This is a genomic window from Cupriavidus sp. JZ107 (assembly GCF_053903255.1).
In genome coordinates, this window is the sequence record NZ_CP096480.1 from 2,171,201 (window position 1) to 2,185,818 (window position 14,618).

The 14,618-nt window shown below is 67.6% G+C and carries 10 protein-coding genes; 5 read left to right on the forward strand and 5 right to left on the reverse strand.

The window, feature by feature from the left end; translation table 11 throughout:
• Positions 1-10 precede the first annotated feature (10 nt).
• Positions 11-694, reverse strand: coding sequence for a PepSY-associated TM helix domain-containing protein (locus tag M1D55_RS09380; RefSeq protein ID WP_456280723.1), 684 nt, complete (start codon positions 692-694; stop codon positions 11-13).
• Between the two features lie 366 nt (positions 695-1,060).
• Between M1D55_RS09380 and M1D55_RS09385 the strand changes: the two genes are divergently transcribed.
• Both M1D55_RS09385 and M1D55_RS09390 read left to right on the forward strand, forming a co-directional pair.
• Positions 1,061-2,614: a methyl-accepting chemotaxis protein gene (locus tag M1D55_RS09385; RefSeq protein ID WP_456280724.1), complete on the forward strand. Its 1,554-nt coding sequence runs from the start codon at positions 1,061-1,063 to the stop codon at positions 2,612-2,614.
• A 216-nt stretch (positions 2,615-2,830) separates the two neighbouring features.
• The gene (locus M1D55_RS09390; protein WP_456280725.1) at positions 2,831-3,985 is read left to right on the forward strand and encodes an asparaginase; all 1,155 of its coding nucleotides are present in this window, start codon (positions 2,831-2,833) and stop codon (positions 3,983-3,985) included.
• Positions 3,986-4,070: 85 nt separating this feature from the next.
• Here M1D55_RS09390 and M1D55_RS09395 read toward each other — a convergent pair whose 3' ends face one another.
• Both M1D55_RS09395 and M1D55_RS09400 read right to left on the reverse strand, forming a co-directional pair.
• Positions 4,071-4,727: an RES family NAD+ phosphorylase gene (locus M1D55_RS09395; protein ID WP_232205936.1), complete on the reverse strand. Its 657-nt coding sequence runs from the start codon at positions 4,725-4,727 to the stop codon at positions 4,071-4,073.
• Complete coding sequence (locus M1D55_RS09400) at positions 4,727-5,605, reverse strand: hypothetical protein (RefSeq protein WP_456280726.1); 879 nt, start codon at positions 5,603-5,605, stop codon at positions 4,727-4,729. The genes M1D55_RS09395 and M1D55_RS09400 overlap by 1 nt, the downstream gene beginning before the upstream one ends.
• A 586-nt stretch (positions 5,606-6,191) precedes the next feature.
• Here M1D55_RS09400 and M1D55_RS09405 point away from each other — a divergent pair.
• Complete coding sequence (locus M1D55_RS09405; protein ID WP_023263658.1) at positions 6,192-6,509, forward strand: hypothetical protein; 318 nt, start codon at positions 6,192-6,194, stop codon at positions 6,507-6,509.
• Between the two features lie 15 nt (positions 6,510-6,524).
• Here the strand turns inward: M1D55_RS09405 and M1D55_RS09410 are convergent, their stop codons facing one another.
• Both M1D55_RS09410 and M1D55_RS09415 read right to left on the reverse strand, forming a co-directional pair.
• Positions 6,525-7,436 carry a DMT family transporter gene (locus M1D55_RS09410; RefSeq protein WP_456280727.1) on the reverse strand — a complete coding sequence of 304 codons (912 nt, stop codon included), beginning with the start codon at positions 7,434-7,436 and terminating at the stop codon, positions 6,525-6,527.
• A 395-nt stretch (positions 7,437-7,831) separates the two neighbouring features.
• Positions 7,832-10,672 carry a bifunctional diguanylate cyclase/phosphodiesterase gene (locus M1D55_RS09415; protein ID WP_456280728.1) on the reverse strand — a complete coding sequence of 947 codons (2,841 nt, stop codon included), beginning with the start codon at positions 10,670-10,672 and terminating at the stop codon, positions 7,832-7,834.
• A 239-nt stretch (positions 10,673-10,911) separates the two neighbouring features.
• Here M1D55_RS09415 and M1D55_RS09420 point away from each other — a divergent pair, with 239 nt between their 5' ends.
• Entirely contained in the window at positions 10,912-13,002 is a 2,091-nt protein-coding gene (locus tag M1D55_RS09420) for a diguanylate cyclase domain-containing protein (RefSeq protein ID WP_456280729.1), read from the forward strand.
• Between the two features lie 87 nt (positions 13,003-13,089).
• Positions 13,090-14,496 carry a class II fumarate hydratase gene (gene fumC, locus M1D55_RS09425; RefSeq protein WP_149318610.1) on the forward strand — a complete coding sequence of 469 codons (1,407 nt, stop codon included), beginning with the start codon at positions 13,090-13,092 and terminating at the stop codon, positions 14,494-14,496.
• The last annotated feature ends 122 nt before the right edge of the window (positions 14,497-14,618 follow it).

Here is a 14,618-nt window from a genome sequence, read left to right on the forward strand (position 1 = left end):
AGGAACCTCGTCAATGGATAAACAGGATGGCCAGCAGCAGCGGGGCGACCAGCCCCAGGCCGACCAGCGGCCAGGTGGCGACGCGCCCACCGGCGTGCAGCTTCAGCAGGAACAGCCCGGTCACGCAGAACACCAGGCAGGCGAACGCGAACACGTCCAGGAAGAGGCTCCAGGCGCCACCGGTATTGCGGCCCTTGTGCAGATCGTTCAGATAGGAGATCCAGCCGCGCGTGGTCAGTTCGTACTGCGCCCCGCCGCTGTCCAGCGCGATGCTGACCCAGCCATCGCCACCGGGCCGCGGCAGCGCCACGTAGATTTCGTCGGCGGACCATTCGGCCTCGCGCCCCTGCGCGTCGATATCGAATTCGCGCCGCAGCCAGTCCGCCAGCTCCGCGGGGACCGGGGCCTTGTCCTGGCCGGCCAGCGCCGCTTCCCGGGCCTGCAACGCCGCCAGCACCGGGGCCGGTACCTCGGCAGTGCGGCTGACGACCTTTGGCTCGGCCTCGATCTGGCCGGCATGATTCAGCGTGAAGCCCGTCACGGCGAACAGCAGCATGCCGATCAGGCAGAGCGCGGAGCTGATCCAGTGCCATTGGTGCAGATGCTTGAGCCAGAACGCCCGGCGTTGCTGCGCCGCGCCCAGACGTGTTTCCAGGGGCGGGTCCAGGCGAGGGTCCAGACGGGATTGGGTCATGACTGTGTTCCGGCGCCACTGCGTGTTGCTTGTCGCCGGGGCAATGCGGCGTGCGGGACGGGGCGCAGCGCGCTGCGCGGACGTTGGCCGTCCTCGTGGACCCGTCGCAACGGGAGTTTCAGGAGACCGAAAGAATAATTGTTCTCATTTGGTCCTGCAATCCAGACGTGATCAATCCGTATTACAGCGCATTTCACGCGGACCCACTTTGTAAGTAAGTGCATGTAACTTTACGCGTACGGACACGATTGTGCCGGCATTTGCACTCATGGAAAGCCCTAGGCCGGTCCCGGTCAAGTTTGTCCGCCGGTCCGCCGTTATGCCCCGGACAAACACAATTTTTACGGTGGACCACGGGGAAACACGATGCTGGAACGTCTTAGCTTGAGAAAGAAATTGCTGCTGCCATTGGTGCTCAGCTGGGTGTGCCTGCTGGCGCTGCTGCTGTGGGACGCCTGGCAGATGCGCAACATGCGGCTGGACGAGCGCCGCACCGACCTCGTCCACGTCACCGAAACGGCGCTGTCGGTGGTCAAGGCCTACGAGGCCGAAGCGAAGGCCGGCAAGCTGACGGTCGAGCAGGCCAAGGAATTCGCCGTCGACAAGGTCAAGGCGATGCGCTTTGGCAGCGACGGCTATTTCACGCTGATGCGCTCGGACACCGTGGTGGTGATGCACCCGATCAAGTCGGAGATGAATGGCAAGAGCATGGCCGACTTCAAGGACCCGGCCGGCACCTACCTGTTCCGCGACATCGCCGAGATCGGCAAGGGACCGGGCACCGGCTTCGTCCACTACCTGTGGCCCAAGCCCGGCGCGGAGGCCCCGCAGCCCAAGCTCAGCTATGTCGCCAACTTCAAGCCGTGGGACTGGAACTTCATCTCCGGCGTCTATCTGGACGACATCGACGCGGCCTTCCGCGCCTCGCTGTGGCAATCGCTGGGGCTGCTGCTGGTGATCGGCACGCTGATGAGCCTGGTCGTCATCCGCATCGCCAACGGCCTGCACAAACAGCTTGGCGGTGAGCCGGCGCTCACCTCGCATATCGCCAGCCGGATCGCGGAAGGCGATCTGGCCAGCCCCGTCGAGGTCGCGCCCGGCGACCAGCGCAGCGTGCTGTTCGCGATGGCGCAGATGCAGCAACGGCTGACTGGTGCGATCGGCACCATCCGCGGCTCGGCCGATTCGATCGCCGGCGCCGCCAAGCAGATCGCCGCCGGCAATGCCGACCTGTCGCGGCGCAGCGAGGAACAGGCCGCCTCGCTCGAGGAGACCGCCGCCAGCATGGAGCAACTGACCAGCACCGTGCGCCAGACCGCCGACAACGCCCGGCAGGCCAGCCGGCTTGCCGAAGGCGCGTCCGAGATCGCGGTCCGCGGCGGCGAGATCGTCCATCAGGTGGTGTCGACGATGGGCGAGATCAAGGACGCGTCCGGCAAGGTGGTCGACATCATCGGCGTGATCGAGGGCATCGCCTTCCAGACCAATATCCTGGCGCTGAACGCCGCGGTCGAAGCCGCCCGCGCCGGCGACCAGGGCCGCGGCTTTGCCGTGGTGGCCGGCGAAGTACGCAGCCTCGCCCAGCGCAGCGCCACCGCCGCCAAGGAAATCAAGGCGCTGATCGGCAACTCGGCGCAGCGCGTCGAGGACGGCTCGGCGCTGGTCGAGAACGCCGGCAAGGCGATGGGCGAGATTGTCGAGGCGGTCAAGCGCGTCACCGACCTGATCGGCGAGATGCGCGCCGCCACCGAGGAACAGACCGGCGGCATCGAACAGGTGAACCAGGCCGTCACGCAGATGGACCAGATGGCCCAGCAGAACGCCGCGCTGGTCGAGCAGGCGGCCGCTGCGGCGGCTTCGCTGGAGGACCAGGCCGACGCGCTGCACCGGGCGGTGGGGACGTTCCGGTTGGCGGCTTGATCCGCCCAGAGCGTGGGGTCGGCCCGGTACGTTGAAAGAACCGCTGGGTGACTCTGGATGGCCTGCGGCGTCGTGTGTATAGTCCACGCTCTGCGCTTGACGTGAACCGGTGAACAGCCGGCCCGGCGGGCGCAGGGAATCCAATACGAACAAGGACAGTTGCACACGGCCGCGCGCTCACAAGGCGACGCGAAGCCATCCATCCAGAGGAGCATCATGGCCCGTACCACCACCCTTCACCCCGTCCGCCCGATCGCCGCGCTGCTGCTTTGCGCCGGACTGCTCACCGGCGCAGCCCAAGCTCAAACCGTTGCCGCGCCTGCGGCACCGGCTGCCCCGGCAGCCACCACGGCTGCCGCTGCGACGGCGCCAAGCCAGGCCCGCAAGGCCAATATCGTGATCGTCGGCACCGGCGGCACCATCGCCGGCGCCGGCGCCTCGGCCATCAATACCGCCGCCTACCAGTCGGCGGTGGTGCCGGTCGACAAGATCATCGCGTCGGTGCCGGAGATCTCGAAGGTTGCCAACGTCAAGGGCGAGCAGATCTTCCAGATCGGCTCGGAGAGCTTCAACAACGAGCGCCTGCTCAAGCTGGGCAAGCGCGTGTCGGAACTGCTGAAGCAGCCGGACGTCGACGGCGTCGTGATCACGCACGGCACCGACACCATCGAGGAAACCGCCTACTTCCTGAACCTGACGCTCAAGAGCGACAAGCCGGTGGTGGTGGTCGGCTCGATGCGCCCGGGTACGGCGCTGGGCGCCGACGGCGCGCTGAATCTGTACGACGCGGTGCTGGTCGCCTCAAGCCCCGAGTCGAAGGGCAAGGGCACGCTGGTGGTGCTGAACGACGAGATCCACACGGGCCGAGACGTCACCAAGAGCAATACCTTCAAGACCGAGACCTTCCGCTCGCCGTTCGGCCCGCTGGGCTATGTGGTCGAGGGCCGCACGTCGTACTACCGCCTGCCGGCGCGTCCGCACACCACCGCGACCGAATGGGACATCGACCGCATCGACCGCCTGCCCGAAGTGGCAATCGTCTATGCCTACGGCAACGCGAATCCGGCAAGCGTGGACGCAGCGGTCCGGAACGGCGCCAAGGCGATCGTCTATGCCGGCACCGGCAATGGCAGCGTCGGCGAATACATGGTCGAACCGCTGAAGGCGGCCCGCGCCAAGGGCGTACAGATCATCCGCGCCTCGCGCACCGGCAGCGGCATCGTGATCCGCAACGGCGAGCAGCCCGACGACAAGTACGACTGGGTGGTGGTCGACGACCAGCTGCCGCAGAAGGCGCGCATCCTGGCCGCGCTGGCGCTGACCAAAACGAACGACACGCGCGAGCTGCAGAAGATCTTGTGGAAGTATTGATGCGCTGAGATCCGGATGCTGGACCGTCGGGGGATCGACATCCGCATCCGCAGCATCGGCCATTTCGATCCACCATGCGCCGCCGTCACTCGTCCCATGGGCTTGATGGCGGCGCGAGGCCGATTCCGTTGCGGTCCAGGAATTCCGGCAGCATGTGGAAGCGCAACAAGGGAATCGAGTCTCCTCGCTGGATCAACCGAACTCTGTCGAACACCGCGACACTCGGTTCATTGGCAAACCGCGACGTGAAATAGATACCTTCGATGTGCGGATACGCCTTGTAGATCGCCGAACTCCATAGATTCGGCCCGCGATAGTCCGTCGTTGTCAGCACGCGGTTGTCCATGCCCAGGTGCAGGTGCGGCTTGGTCAGATCAGCCAGGCGCAGCGGCTGGCTCCGCCCGATTGCCAGTGCCGCAATGCTTCGTGTCGATAGCTCTGCTTCATCGAGCAGCAGCGGCAGGAGCTTGCCCTGCAGCCTGTCCCTGATCACTCCCTCCGCCATGCACGCGGCGAAGCTCGGAGAGGCGTACAGCACGCCGAACTCATCATTTGCGGCGTCGAAGCGATAGGGAATGCCGCCCAGCGACTTTCGGGTGTAGTGAATCGGTCCAAAGATCGACCGGTGAATTCGCCATAGCGGCGTTTTGCCGAGATCCAGCTCGATTTCCGGCATCGAGCGCTCTGCCAGATCCGCCGGAGGCAACGGGCAGTCCAGCTCCTCCGCGGTAAAGGCCGACATCAAGCCGCCCCTTGATCGGCGTTGTACCGGCTGAGCGCCGCCTCGACGACCGCGGCTATCGGCCTGGACGCGTCAAGTATCCACGCCATCGGGCTTAGTCCGCCAAGGCCGTCCAGCGCGTTTTGCATAAAGTTGTGCACTACCCAGCAACTGGCATTGGCTTGGACGAAGGGCGCAAGCACGGCGGCAAGGCGCTCCGGCTCCGCGTCGAACTGCCACTGCGGATAGCGCAGACCCCTTTGCTTGCCAGGAGGCACCAGCGCGTAGAGCCGCCCTTTCAATCGCGCTTCGTTGATAGCGCCGTCCGAGCGGCCCGAGTAGATCGAGGCATCACGCAGTGTCAGGTTGTCCGGCTTTTGCAGTTCAGCGAGGGCTTGATGACGGCCCCGGTCACGAGCCGCTTGCAATGAATCGGAACCGCGTTCGATCAGGGCTTCGGCGGCGGCCCGTAGCCAGGTATCGATTTCGGCGGCGCCCGAGTTGACGGCTTGCTGGTCCGGCTGGATGCCACGACGTTGGGCAAGCGACCGAACCCGCTCAAGGACGGCAACGGCGAGGGCCACATAGGGATCGGAGGTCGCGGTCCGATGCAGTACGCGTACTGTCGTGGAAAATCGCTTCGCGGTGCCAACGTCTCTTGCTTCCGTCTTCGCCCTCACCTTATGAGAGAAGGGTTCATGGCGTGGAGGAAGGCTGCCGGTAACCCGTAGCGGCTGTGCCGCATCCGCGTACATCGCCGCACTCTGGTTGAGTATCAGGACATCGCCATAGCGGAACGGGCGGCCGGCATAGAGGGAAGTGCCGTAGGCATATGGATGCCGTACGTTTTCTGACGGTTCTCCGTGGCCGCTCCTATATCGGGTGCGATAGATCTTCATCGGACAGCCTTTTGATCGGACAGTGACGCTACATATCGGCGATCCTACTTCATGAACTTCATGAAGACAACACGCGCTCCAGGCACGCCAGACATCGACAGCGTGCTGCAAATGTAACAGTATGTTTCCCCTCATCGATCAATGCTTGTAATGCGATCGATTCTCATTTACTATCGCATCACTGTCTGACGACGCCGACACCTGAGTATCAGGACCGAAGCGCAGACCAGCCGGTGGCGCGACACCAGCGCCTGCCGCAAGAATTCCGCGACGTCGCCTGGCGGCGTCCGACAACCGTCTTTTGTGGGGACCGCTCCGTACCGCGGAGCGTTTGGCAGTAGCCAGTCGCCGGAGGATCAGGGAAGCAACCAGACCCCGCTTTCTTGATCGCCAAACTTCGTCGGCAAGCAAAGCCACCTTTTTATTCCTGGCGCCGTGCCCTGCACGGCGTGTCTTTCCGGGCGCCCGGCCAGGGCGCGGCAGCCGGAACATCCGTCGCCCGGCGCGCGTTCCGCGCCGGCGCATCGAGCGCCCTCCTCTGACTGTCCGCCGCTTCCCATGCCAGCCCACCTGATGGAGCTTCGCGATGGAACGCCTGTTCAAGCCATTGACCGAACTGAAACGCATCCTGGCGCGGCAGTTGCGCGAGCAGCCGGGTTGCCACGATTGCCAGTTGCGCGCGGTGTGCGTGCACCGGCCCGACCATACCGGCTGCAACTGGAGCGCCGAGGTCGATTTCCCCGGTCGGTGCGATGACGATGCCGTGCGCGACCTGCCGCATGCCCGGCAGGTCATCATGCTGGTGCGCGAGCGCTACAACGTTGCCGCCGGTCTTGCGGGACATGGCAGTCGCGAGGCCGGCGCCGCCGCGGCCTGGGCCGCCGGCCGCCAACTCACGCGATGACCGTTCACCGCCCGATCATGGCCGCCCCGCGGCCGGCACCGCCGGCACCGCCGCCGGCCTCAACACCAGCCACAACGCCACGCCGATCAGCGCCCCGCCCACCGCGTGGGCCCAGGACAGCGACTCGCCCAGAAACACGGCGCCCCAGACAATGCCGAACGGCGGAATCAGAAAGGTCACGCTGAGCGCGCGCACCGGTCCGATATCGGCGATCAGCCGGAAATACAGGATGTAGGCGAGCGCGGTGCAGACAATGCCGAGCGCTGCCATCGCCGCCCAGACGCCGGCGCTTGCGGCCGGCAGCGTGTTCTCGCGGACAAGCGCCGCCACGCAAAACGGCAGCAGGAACAGTGTCGCGCCGACCATGCTCCCCGCCGCCACCAGCCTCGCATCGAGCCCGCCCTGCTGGCCAATCCAGCGGCGCGTCAGAAAGCCGGCCAGCCCATAGCAGGCGGTCGCAGCAAGACAAGCGAGAGCGCCGAGGAGCACCTCCATGCTGAACGCGACCGGGCCGGTCCGCGTCAACACCGCCACGCCGGCCACGCCGATCAATACGCCCGCGGCCTTGGCCAGCGTCATCCGTTCGGCAAAGAACAACGCGCCGATCAGCACGCCCATCAGCGGCGTCATCGCGTTGAACACCGCCGAATAACCGGCCGGCAGCCACAGCGCGGCAACCGAGTACATCACGAAGGGAATGCCGGAGTTGATCGCGCCCAGCATCATCACGCGGACCCATTTGCCACGCATATCCCAGCGGATACGCAGTACGGCAAGGATCGCGGCCAATGCCAGCGCACCAATGACCACGCGCACGAAGGCCGCGGTCAGCGGGCCAAGCACCGGCGCGCCGACACGAATGAACAGGAAGCTGGCGCCCCAGATGGCGGACAGCGAGAGCAGACGGAGGAAATCGGCGGGGGTCATGACGGGATCGGCGCTCGTGGCGTCCGGTACAGGCGCGCGGATGTGCGCAGATGGCCGGATTTGACGCGCGTCGCGGCCCAATGGCAAGCCGTTTTCGGACATCCGCATGGTCCCGGCGTCCGCTCTGCCGATGTAACGACGCAACTGTTGCGCGACGGCATCAGCTTGACCCCACAAGAGAAAGGGTAAATATTACAAGCAGTGACAAAACGCCTTAAGTGAAATTAAACTCTGACCTGCGCCAGAGTTAATTGACCCCTCCGACGCATTCCCGACGAGCCGCCAGGCAACTGGCGGCTTCTTTTTTTGGTGCGGCGGCACCGCGGTCGCGAACCGGCGGCATGCCGGGACAAAAACGTACCCGTTTCTGCGGGCGCACCGCCGACACGTGGTCGCTAGACGGCCTGTACCACCACGCCCCGCTCGCAGCGCGCGATCAGCTCCGCCAGCGGCACGCCGGCGCCGAACAGAAAGCCCTGCACCGCGTCGCAGCCCTGTTCCCGCAGGAAGCGGAACTGGTCGGCGGTTTCCACGCCTTCGGCCACGACCTGCAGCCGCAACTGATGGCCGAGCGCGATGATCGCCGCGACCACGGCCCGGTCCTCGCCATTGCCGTCGCCCTCGGCGAGATTGGCGACGAAGGAACGGTCGATCTTCAGCTTGTTGATCGGCAGCCGCGTCAGATAGCTCAACCCCGAATAGCCGGTACCGAAGTCGTCGATCGACAGGCCCACGCCGAGCGCGCGAATGCCACGGAAGGCGTCGATCGTCTGCGGAGTACCCTCGATCAGGATACCCTCGGTGACCTCGATCGCCAGATTGCGGGCCGGCAGGCCGCTTTCGCGCAGGCAGCGATCGACCAGCGCGGGGAAGTCCTCTTGCTGCAGGTGCGGCGGCGAGATATTGACCGCGACCTCCAGGTCAACGCCGGTGCGCATCCGCAGCGTCTGGATCTCGCGGCACGCGGTGGCCAACACCCATTCGCTGATCGGCACGATCAGCCCGCACTGCTCGGCGATCGGGATGAACTGGGCCGGCTGCATCGCGCCACGTTCGGGGGTGTGCCACGAGATCAGCGTCTCGACGCCAACGATGCGCTGGCTGGCGGTATCGACCAGGGGCTGATAGCGCAGCGTGAATTCCTGCTCGGCCAGCGCCCGCCGCAGCAGGCCCTCGATGGTGAAGCGGGCCAGCGACGCCTCCTTCATGTCAGGCGAGAAGCGGCGCACCTGGCCGCGGCCGCCTTGCTTGGCCGCATGCAGCGCCGCATCGGCCGCCTGCAACAGGTCGGCGACGGTATTGCCGTCGTTCGGAAACAGCGCCATGCCGATCGACGGCACCACCCGCAGCCTGACGCCGCCCAGCCGCAATTCCTCCGACAGCCGCGCGACGATCTTGGCGGCCGCCAGTTCCGCCTCGCTGTCGTCGGCAATGTCCGACAACACCACCGCAAACTCGTCGCCATCCATCCGCGCCGCCAGATCGGCGCGGCGCACGGCGGCGCGCAGCCGGTCCGCCATGGTGCGCAACACGTCGTCGCCGACATGGTGGCCCAGCGAATCGTTGATGCGCTTGAACTGGTCCAGATCGATCAGCAGCAGCGCGACCCGGCCATTGCGGGCGCCGATCGCCTGCAGCAACGCGTCGGCGCGTCCGCTCAGATAGTCGCGGTTGGGCAGGCCGGTCAGCGTGTCGTGGTGCGCGAGGTGATCGATATAGGCATCGGCGCGCCGGCGCTCGGTCAGGTCATGGGCGATCGCCAGATAGCCGCCGGCACCGTCCTGCCGGGACTGGCCGGACTGGCCTGACTGGCCGTGGCGCTTGCCGGCATCGCCGCCCGGGTCGGACAGCGGCAACAGCGTCAATTGCACTGGTAGCGTCGAGCCACCCTTGCGGATGTAGTGCCAGGTGTGCTCGTCGACCAGCCCGAGGCGGGGCTTGGCGATCAGCGCTTCGAAACCGGGGGCGACCGGCTGGCCGAGCTCGGCGGACAGGGCACGGGCACGCGCGGCCAGTTCGCCCGGCTCGTGCAGCGCGCTGTATGGAATGCGTCCGACCAGTTCGTGCGCCTGGTACCAGAGCATCTGCTCGCCGGGCCGGTTGATCGACGTGATGGTGCCGTGCCCGTCGAAAGCGATCACGCAGATCGGTGCATGGTCGAGCAGGCGTGCATGCCGCTGCGCCACCACATCGGCCGCCTGCCTGGCGCGTTCGGCGCCGCGGCGCCGCGCGGCCAGATGCCACGCCAGCCAGCCGAGCAGCGCGGTACCGAGCGCGCCGGCCGCGATCACCAGCGGCACGGGCGCACCGGGCCCCCCTTCCTCGAACGCGGCCAGCGTGGTCGCGCGTACGGTCCAGGTCTGGCCGCCGAACGTCAGCTCGCGATCGAGCTGGCGCAGCGGATGCGAATGGTTGCGGGGGGCCGCCTCGCCGCCTGCCCGGGCCAGCAGCAAGGTATCGGCGGCGGAGGGCCGCCCCTGATACAGCGACAGCGACAGCCTGCCGCCATGAACCGCCGCCGCGTCGGCCATCAGGTCGCCGAGCCGGTAGGCCGCATAGACATAGCCGAGCAGGGCCTGCCGGCGCTCCTCCACCGAATTGACCGGCATGCCGTTGCGGTAGACCGGCAGATACAGCACCGCACCCTGCGCCGCGACGCTGCGATGCGCCTCGCGCAGCAGCGCCACGCGCGGCGTCATGCGCGCCTGCATCGAATCGCGCGCCGCTTCCGCGGTGGCCCGGCGTGCCGGATCGGACAGGTGATCGAAGCCGAGCGCGCCCAGCGTGCGGCCGGCGAAGGGCTCGACATAGACGCCCGGCGCGTAGACCTCGCGCTCGCCCCGTGGGAACACGTCGAAGGCGGGCAGGCCCTCGGCGCGAACCGATTCGACCAGCGCGTCGAGCGCGGAGGCCTGCGTCAACCTGGCATAACCGACCGAATGGATGCCGGGGGGCAGATCGTCGACCTGGGTCGCCAGCATATAAGCCCGCCATTGGTCGCGCGTCGTGTCGGGGTCGGCCGCCAGCAGGCCGCTGGCGCCGCGCAGCAGGCGCTCGCCGGTGTCGAGCCGCTGGCGCACTGCCATCACGCTCGCCGACAGCATCGCATCGAGCCGCTGGGCGGCGGCACGTTCGCTCCACGCGGCGGTCTGCACGGCGGCCGCGGCGGTGACGCAAGCGCCGGCGGCCACGACCAGCAAAGCCAGGACGGCGGGAGGAAGCGAAGGCAGTTTCATCGCAATAGCATGGCGGGGCCGTGCGGCCTGGATAGGAGCGGCGCAGCTTGGCGCCAAGGTCGTGACCGGCACCGATGCCGCTGGCGTCCAGGCTCGGATCACGGCTTGGACTATACCGCGCCAAATGCACTTTGCGACAGCGGGACAGGCCGTGCGCCGCGACTCGCACCATGCCGCTCGATGTGATACGGTGACGCCTACGGAACCCGCCGACCCGGGGAATGCCCTTGCGGGCACGCATGAACCGTCCCCCCTTGCTCGACGACTCGCCCAACGCACCGCCGCACGTAGCGCTGAAACGACCGCCCGATACACCGAACGACGATCGCCGCGAGGACCCGGCCACGGCCACGACGCGTCGTCCCCGGTTCGCGCTGTCGTTGACGACGCGCATCGCGCTGGTCACCGCGGGTCTGTCGACCGTGCTCGGCGCCGCCCTCGTGGTGGGCTCGCTGAAATCGGCCCATGACGACCTGCGTGACGCACTGCAGGCGCAACAGGATTCCGTCGTCAAGCTGACGGCGGAGCAGCTCGATTCCGCGGTCAACGATCGCCTGATCCTGCTCGAGCACCTCGCCCCGCAATTCAAGTCGATGATGGACGCGCCGGCCGCGCAGCTGCAGGCCATGCTCAGCCGCACCATTCCGATTCCCGGTACCTTCAACAGCGCCGTCGTGGTCGATGCCAGGGGCATGCTGCTGGCCCGCGACGGCACCCTGGTGTCGGTCGCGGACCGCACCTACTTCCGCGAGGCCGCGCGCACCCTGGCGCCGGTGATCAGCCCGCCGATCCGCGCCCGCGCCGACGGTTCGGTCGGCGTGCTGCTGGCCGTGCCGATCGTCTCGGACGACAAGACCTTCCTGGGCCTGGTCGGCGGCTGGATCGACCTGGCGCGCTCGAACTTCCTGGTGGAAGTGCCGCACAGCCCGATCGCCAGCACCGGCTTCTATTGCCTGGTATCGGCCGGCGCGCAGCCGGTCTACGTGCAACACCGGCTGCAGCAGCAGGTCGGGCGGCCGGCGCGCGCGCAGGGAGAGACCTGCGGCGTGCAGGCACAGCCGGCGACCCTGGAGTTCCTGACACCGCGCGAGCCGGTCATCGCACGCTATCTGATGGCGACCACCGGTTGGGAACTGGTCGCCGTGCTGCCGGCCAAGGAGGCCTTCCAGCCGCTGCACGCGATGCAGCAGCGCTTCCTGTTGTGGTCGGCGGTCGCGGTGGGATTGGCGGCGGTGCTGAACTGGTTCGCGGTGCACTGGATGTTCGCGCCGCTGGCGCAGCTGCGGCGCGTGGTGCGCGACAGCGCGCGCGACCTGTCGGCCTACGAGCGGCTGTCGACCCATCGCCATGACGAGATCGGCGTGCTGGCGCGCGCGTTCGCCCGGCTGATGCGCGACGTGCGCGAGCGCCGCGAACAGCTGCACCGCAGCGAAACGCGTCTGCGCGCGGTCACCGACACGCTGCCGTCGCTGCTGGCGTTCATCGACACCGACGAGCGCTACGTCTTCAACAACCTCGCCTACGAGCGCACCTTCGGCATTCCGCTCGACCAGCTGCGCGGCATGACGCTGCGCGAACTGCTGGGCGAGGCGCGCTACGCCCGCATCCAGCCGTATCTGCAGCAGGCGCTGGCCGGCGCCGCGGTCACCTTCGAGACCGAGTTCCACGATCCCGACTACCACTGCACCGAAACCAATTTCCGGCCCGAGTGGAGCGCCGATGGCAGCCGCGTCGAGGGCGTGCATGTCCATGTGCAGGACATCACCGCGCGCAAGCTCGAGACGCTGCGGCTCGCGCAGATCTCGCGCCTGGACCACCTGACGCAGCTGCTGAACCGCAGCGCGTTCGAGACGCGGCTGGCCGAGGCGATGGCGCGCAGCCGCTCGCAGGACCGGCTGATGGCGCTGCTGTATCTGGACATGGACCGCTTCAAGGCGGTCAACGACCACTATGGCCACGCGGCCGGCGACCAGTTGCTGCAGAGCTTTGCCAAGCGCGTGCAGCGCTGCGTGCGCGAGCGCGATGCGGTGGCGCGGCTGGGCGGCGACGAGTTCGCCATCGTGATGGAGGACATCGACCGGCCCGATGTCGCGGTGCGCGTCGCCGGCGCGATCCTGCATGCGGTGGGCCGCCGCTTCTTCATCGAGGGCGCCTTCGTCGACGTCAATGTCAGCATCGGCATCGCGCTGTACCAGGGCGCGCCGATGACATGGCAGCAGCTGGCCAAGGAGGCCGATGCGCTGCTGTACCGCGCCAAGGACGCCGGACGCGGCCGCTTCGAGATCGGCCCGCCCGAGCTGGCGAACCGATCGCGGGAGGCGCGCCCGTAGGCCGGCTTGCGCGCCGGCGCGGCGTCGGCAGTCCCGGCGGCGTATCCTAGAAGGCCGATCCGCATCGTTCGTTCACAGGAGCCAGTCATGTCAGACCAGCAGCCCCCAGCGACCCGCATCGAACAGGACAGCCTGGGCCAGGTACCCGTCCCCGCCGACCACCTGTGGGGCGCGCAGACCGAGCGCTCACGCCAGAACTTCCGCATCGGCAACGAGAAGATGCCGCCCGCGCTGATCGAGGCGTTTGCGATCCTGAAGCTGTGCGCGGCGCGTGCGAACCGCGAGCTGAACGTGCTCGACGCGGGGCTGGCGCAGGCGATCGAACAGGCCGCCGAGGAGATCATCGCCGGCCAGTGGCCCGACGAGTTTCCGCTGTCGGTCTGGCAGACCGGCTCGGGCACGCAGACCAACATGAACCTGAACGAGGTGATCGCCAATCGTGCGATCCAGCTGCTCGGCGGCGAGGTCGGCAGCAAGCGTCCGGTTCATCCCAACGACCACGTCAACGCGAGCCAGTCGTCCAACGACAGCTTCCCGACCGCGATGCATATCGCCGCCGCGCGCGCGGTGCAGCGCCAGCTGCTGCCGGCGCTGGAGACGTTGCAGAAGACGCTGGGCAGCAAGGTCGAGGCCTTCGCCGACATCGTCAAGGTCGGCCGCACCCATCTGCAGGATGCGGTGCCGCTGACGCTGGGCCAGGAGTTCTCCGGTTACCAGGCGCAGGTCGCCGATGCGCAGGCGCGGCTGCACCAGGCCGTGCTGCGCGCGATGCCGGTGCCCCAGGGCGGCACCGCGGTCGGCACCGGCCTGAATGCGCCCGCCGGCTTTGCCGCCGCCTTCGCGCGCGCGCTGGCCGACTACACGGGCCTGCCGTTCGAACCGGCGGCCAACCGCTACGCGCTGCAGGCCGCGCACGACGCGCTCGCCGATCTGTCCGGCGCGCTGAACACCACGGCCTCCTCCTTCCTGAAGATCGCGCGCGATTTCATGCTGCTCGGTTCCGGCCCGCGCGCGGGCTTTGCCGAACTGCAGCTGCCGGCCAACGAGCCGGGCTCGTCGATCATGCCGGGCAAGGTCAACCCGACCCAGGCCGAGGCGCTGGCGATGGTCTGCTGCCGCGTGATCGGCAACCACACCACGATCACGCTGGCCAACGGCCTCGGCACGCTGGAGCTGAACGCCTACAAGCCGGTCATCGTTTACAGCCTGCTGCAGTCGGTTACACTGCTGGCCGACGCGGCGGCCAGCTTCGCCGAACACATGGTGGCCGGCGTCGAAGCCGACCGGGCGCGCATCGCCGAGCTGCTCGAGCGATCGCTGATGCCGGTCACCGCGCTGAACCCGCATATCGGCTACGACAAGGCCGCCGAGATCGCCAAGCTGGCCGTGGCCCGCAACCTGTCGCTGCGCGAGGCGGCAATCGCCTCGGGCCATGTCACCGCCGAGCAGTTCGAACAATGGATCGATCTGAAGGGGATGACGCGCGAGGTGTAGCGTCAGCGCACCGGTGCTGGCGGCCACGTCCACGACGGCGCATGCGGCCGCCCACACATTGAACGACCCATCGACCGGCCCCGCGGCACCGCGGCGGCCGGCGACAAACCCGCTCCAGACGG

Coding starts and splice junctions, on each gene's coding strand:
- M1D55_RS09380 (WP_456280723.1), bottom strand. CDS start 694: ATGACCCAATCCCGTCTGGACCCTCGCCTGGACCCGCCCCTGGAAACA.
- M1D55_RS09385 (WP_456280724.1), top strand. CDS start 1,061: ATGCTGGAACGTCTTAGCTTGAGAAAGAAATTGCTGCTGCCATTGGTG.
- M1D55_RS09390 (WP_456280725.1), top strand. CDS start 2,831: ATGGCCCGTACCACCACCCTTCACCCCGTCCGCCCGATCGCCGCGCTG.
- M1D55_RS09395 (WP_232205936.1), bottom strand. CDS start 4,727: ATGTCGGCCTTTACCGCGGAGGAGCTGGACTGCCCGTTGCCTCCGGCG.
- M1D55_RS09400 (WP_456280726.1), bottom strand. CDS start 5,605: ATGAAGATCTATCGCACCCGATATAGGAGCGGCCACGGAGAACCGTCA.
- M1D55_RS09405 (WP_023263658.1), top strand. CDS start 6,192: ATGGAACGCCTGTTCAAGCCATTGACCGAACTGAAACGCATCCTGGCG.
- M1D55_RS09410 (WP_456280727.1), bottom strand. CDS start 7,436: ATGACCCCCGCCGATTTCCTCCGTCTGCTCTCGCTGTCCGCCATCTGG.
- M1D55_RS09415 (WP_456280728.1), bottom strand. CDS start 10,672: ATGAAACTGCCTTCGCTTCCTCCCGCCGTCCTGGCTTTGCTGGTCGTG.
- M1D55_RS09420 (WP_456280729.1), top strand. CDS start 10,912: ATGAACCGTCCCCCCTTGCTCGACGACTCGCCCAACGCACCGCCGCAC.
- fumC (WP_149318610.1), top strand. CDS start 13,090: ATGTCAGACCAGCAGCCCCCAGCGACCCGCATCGAACAGGACAGCCTG.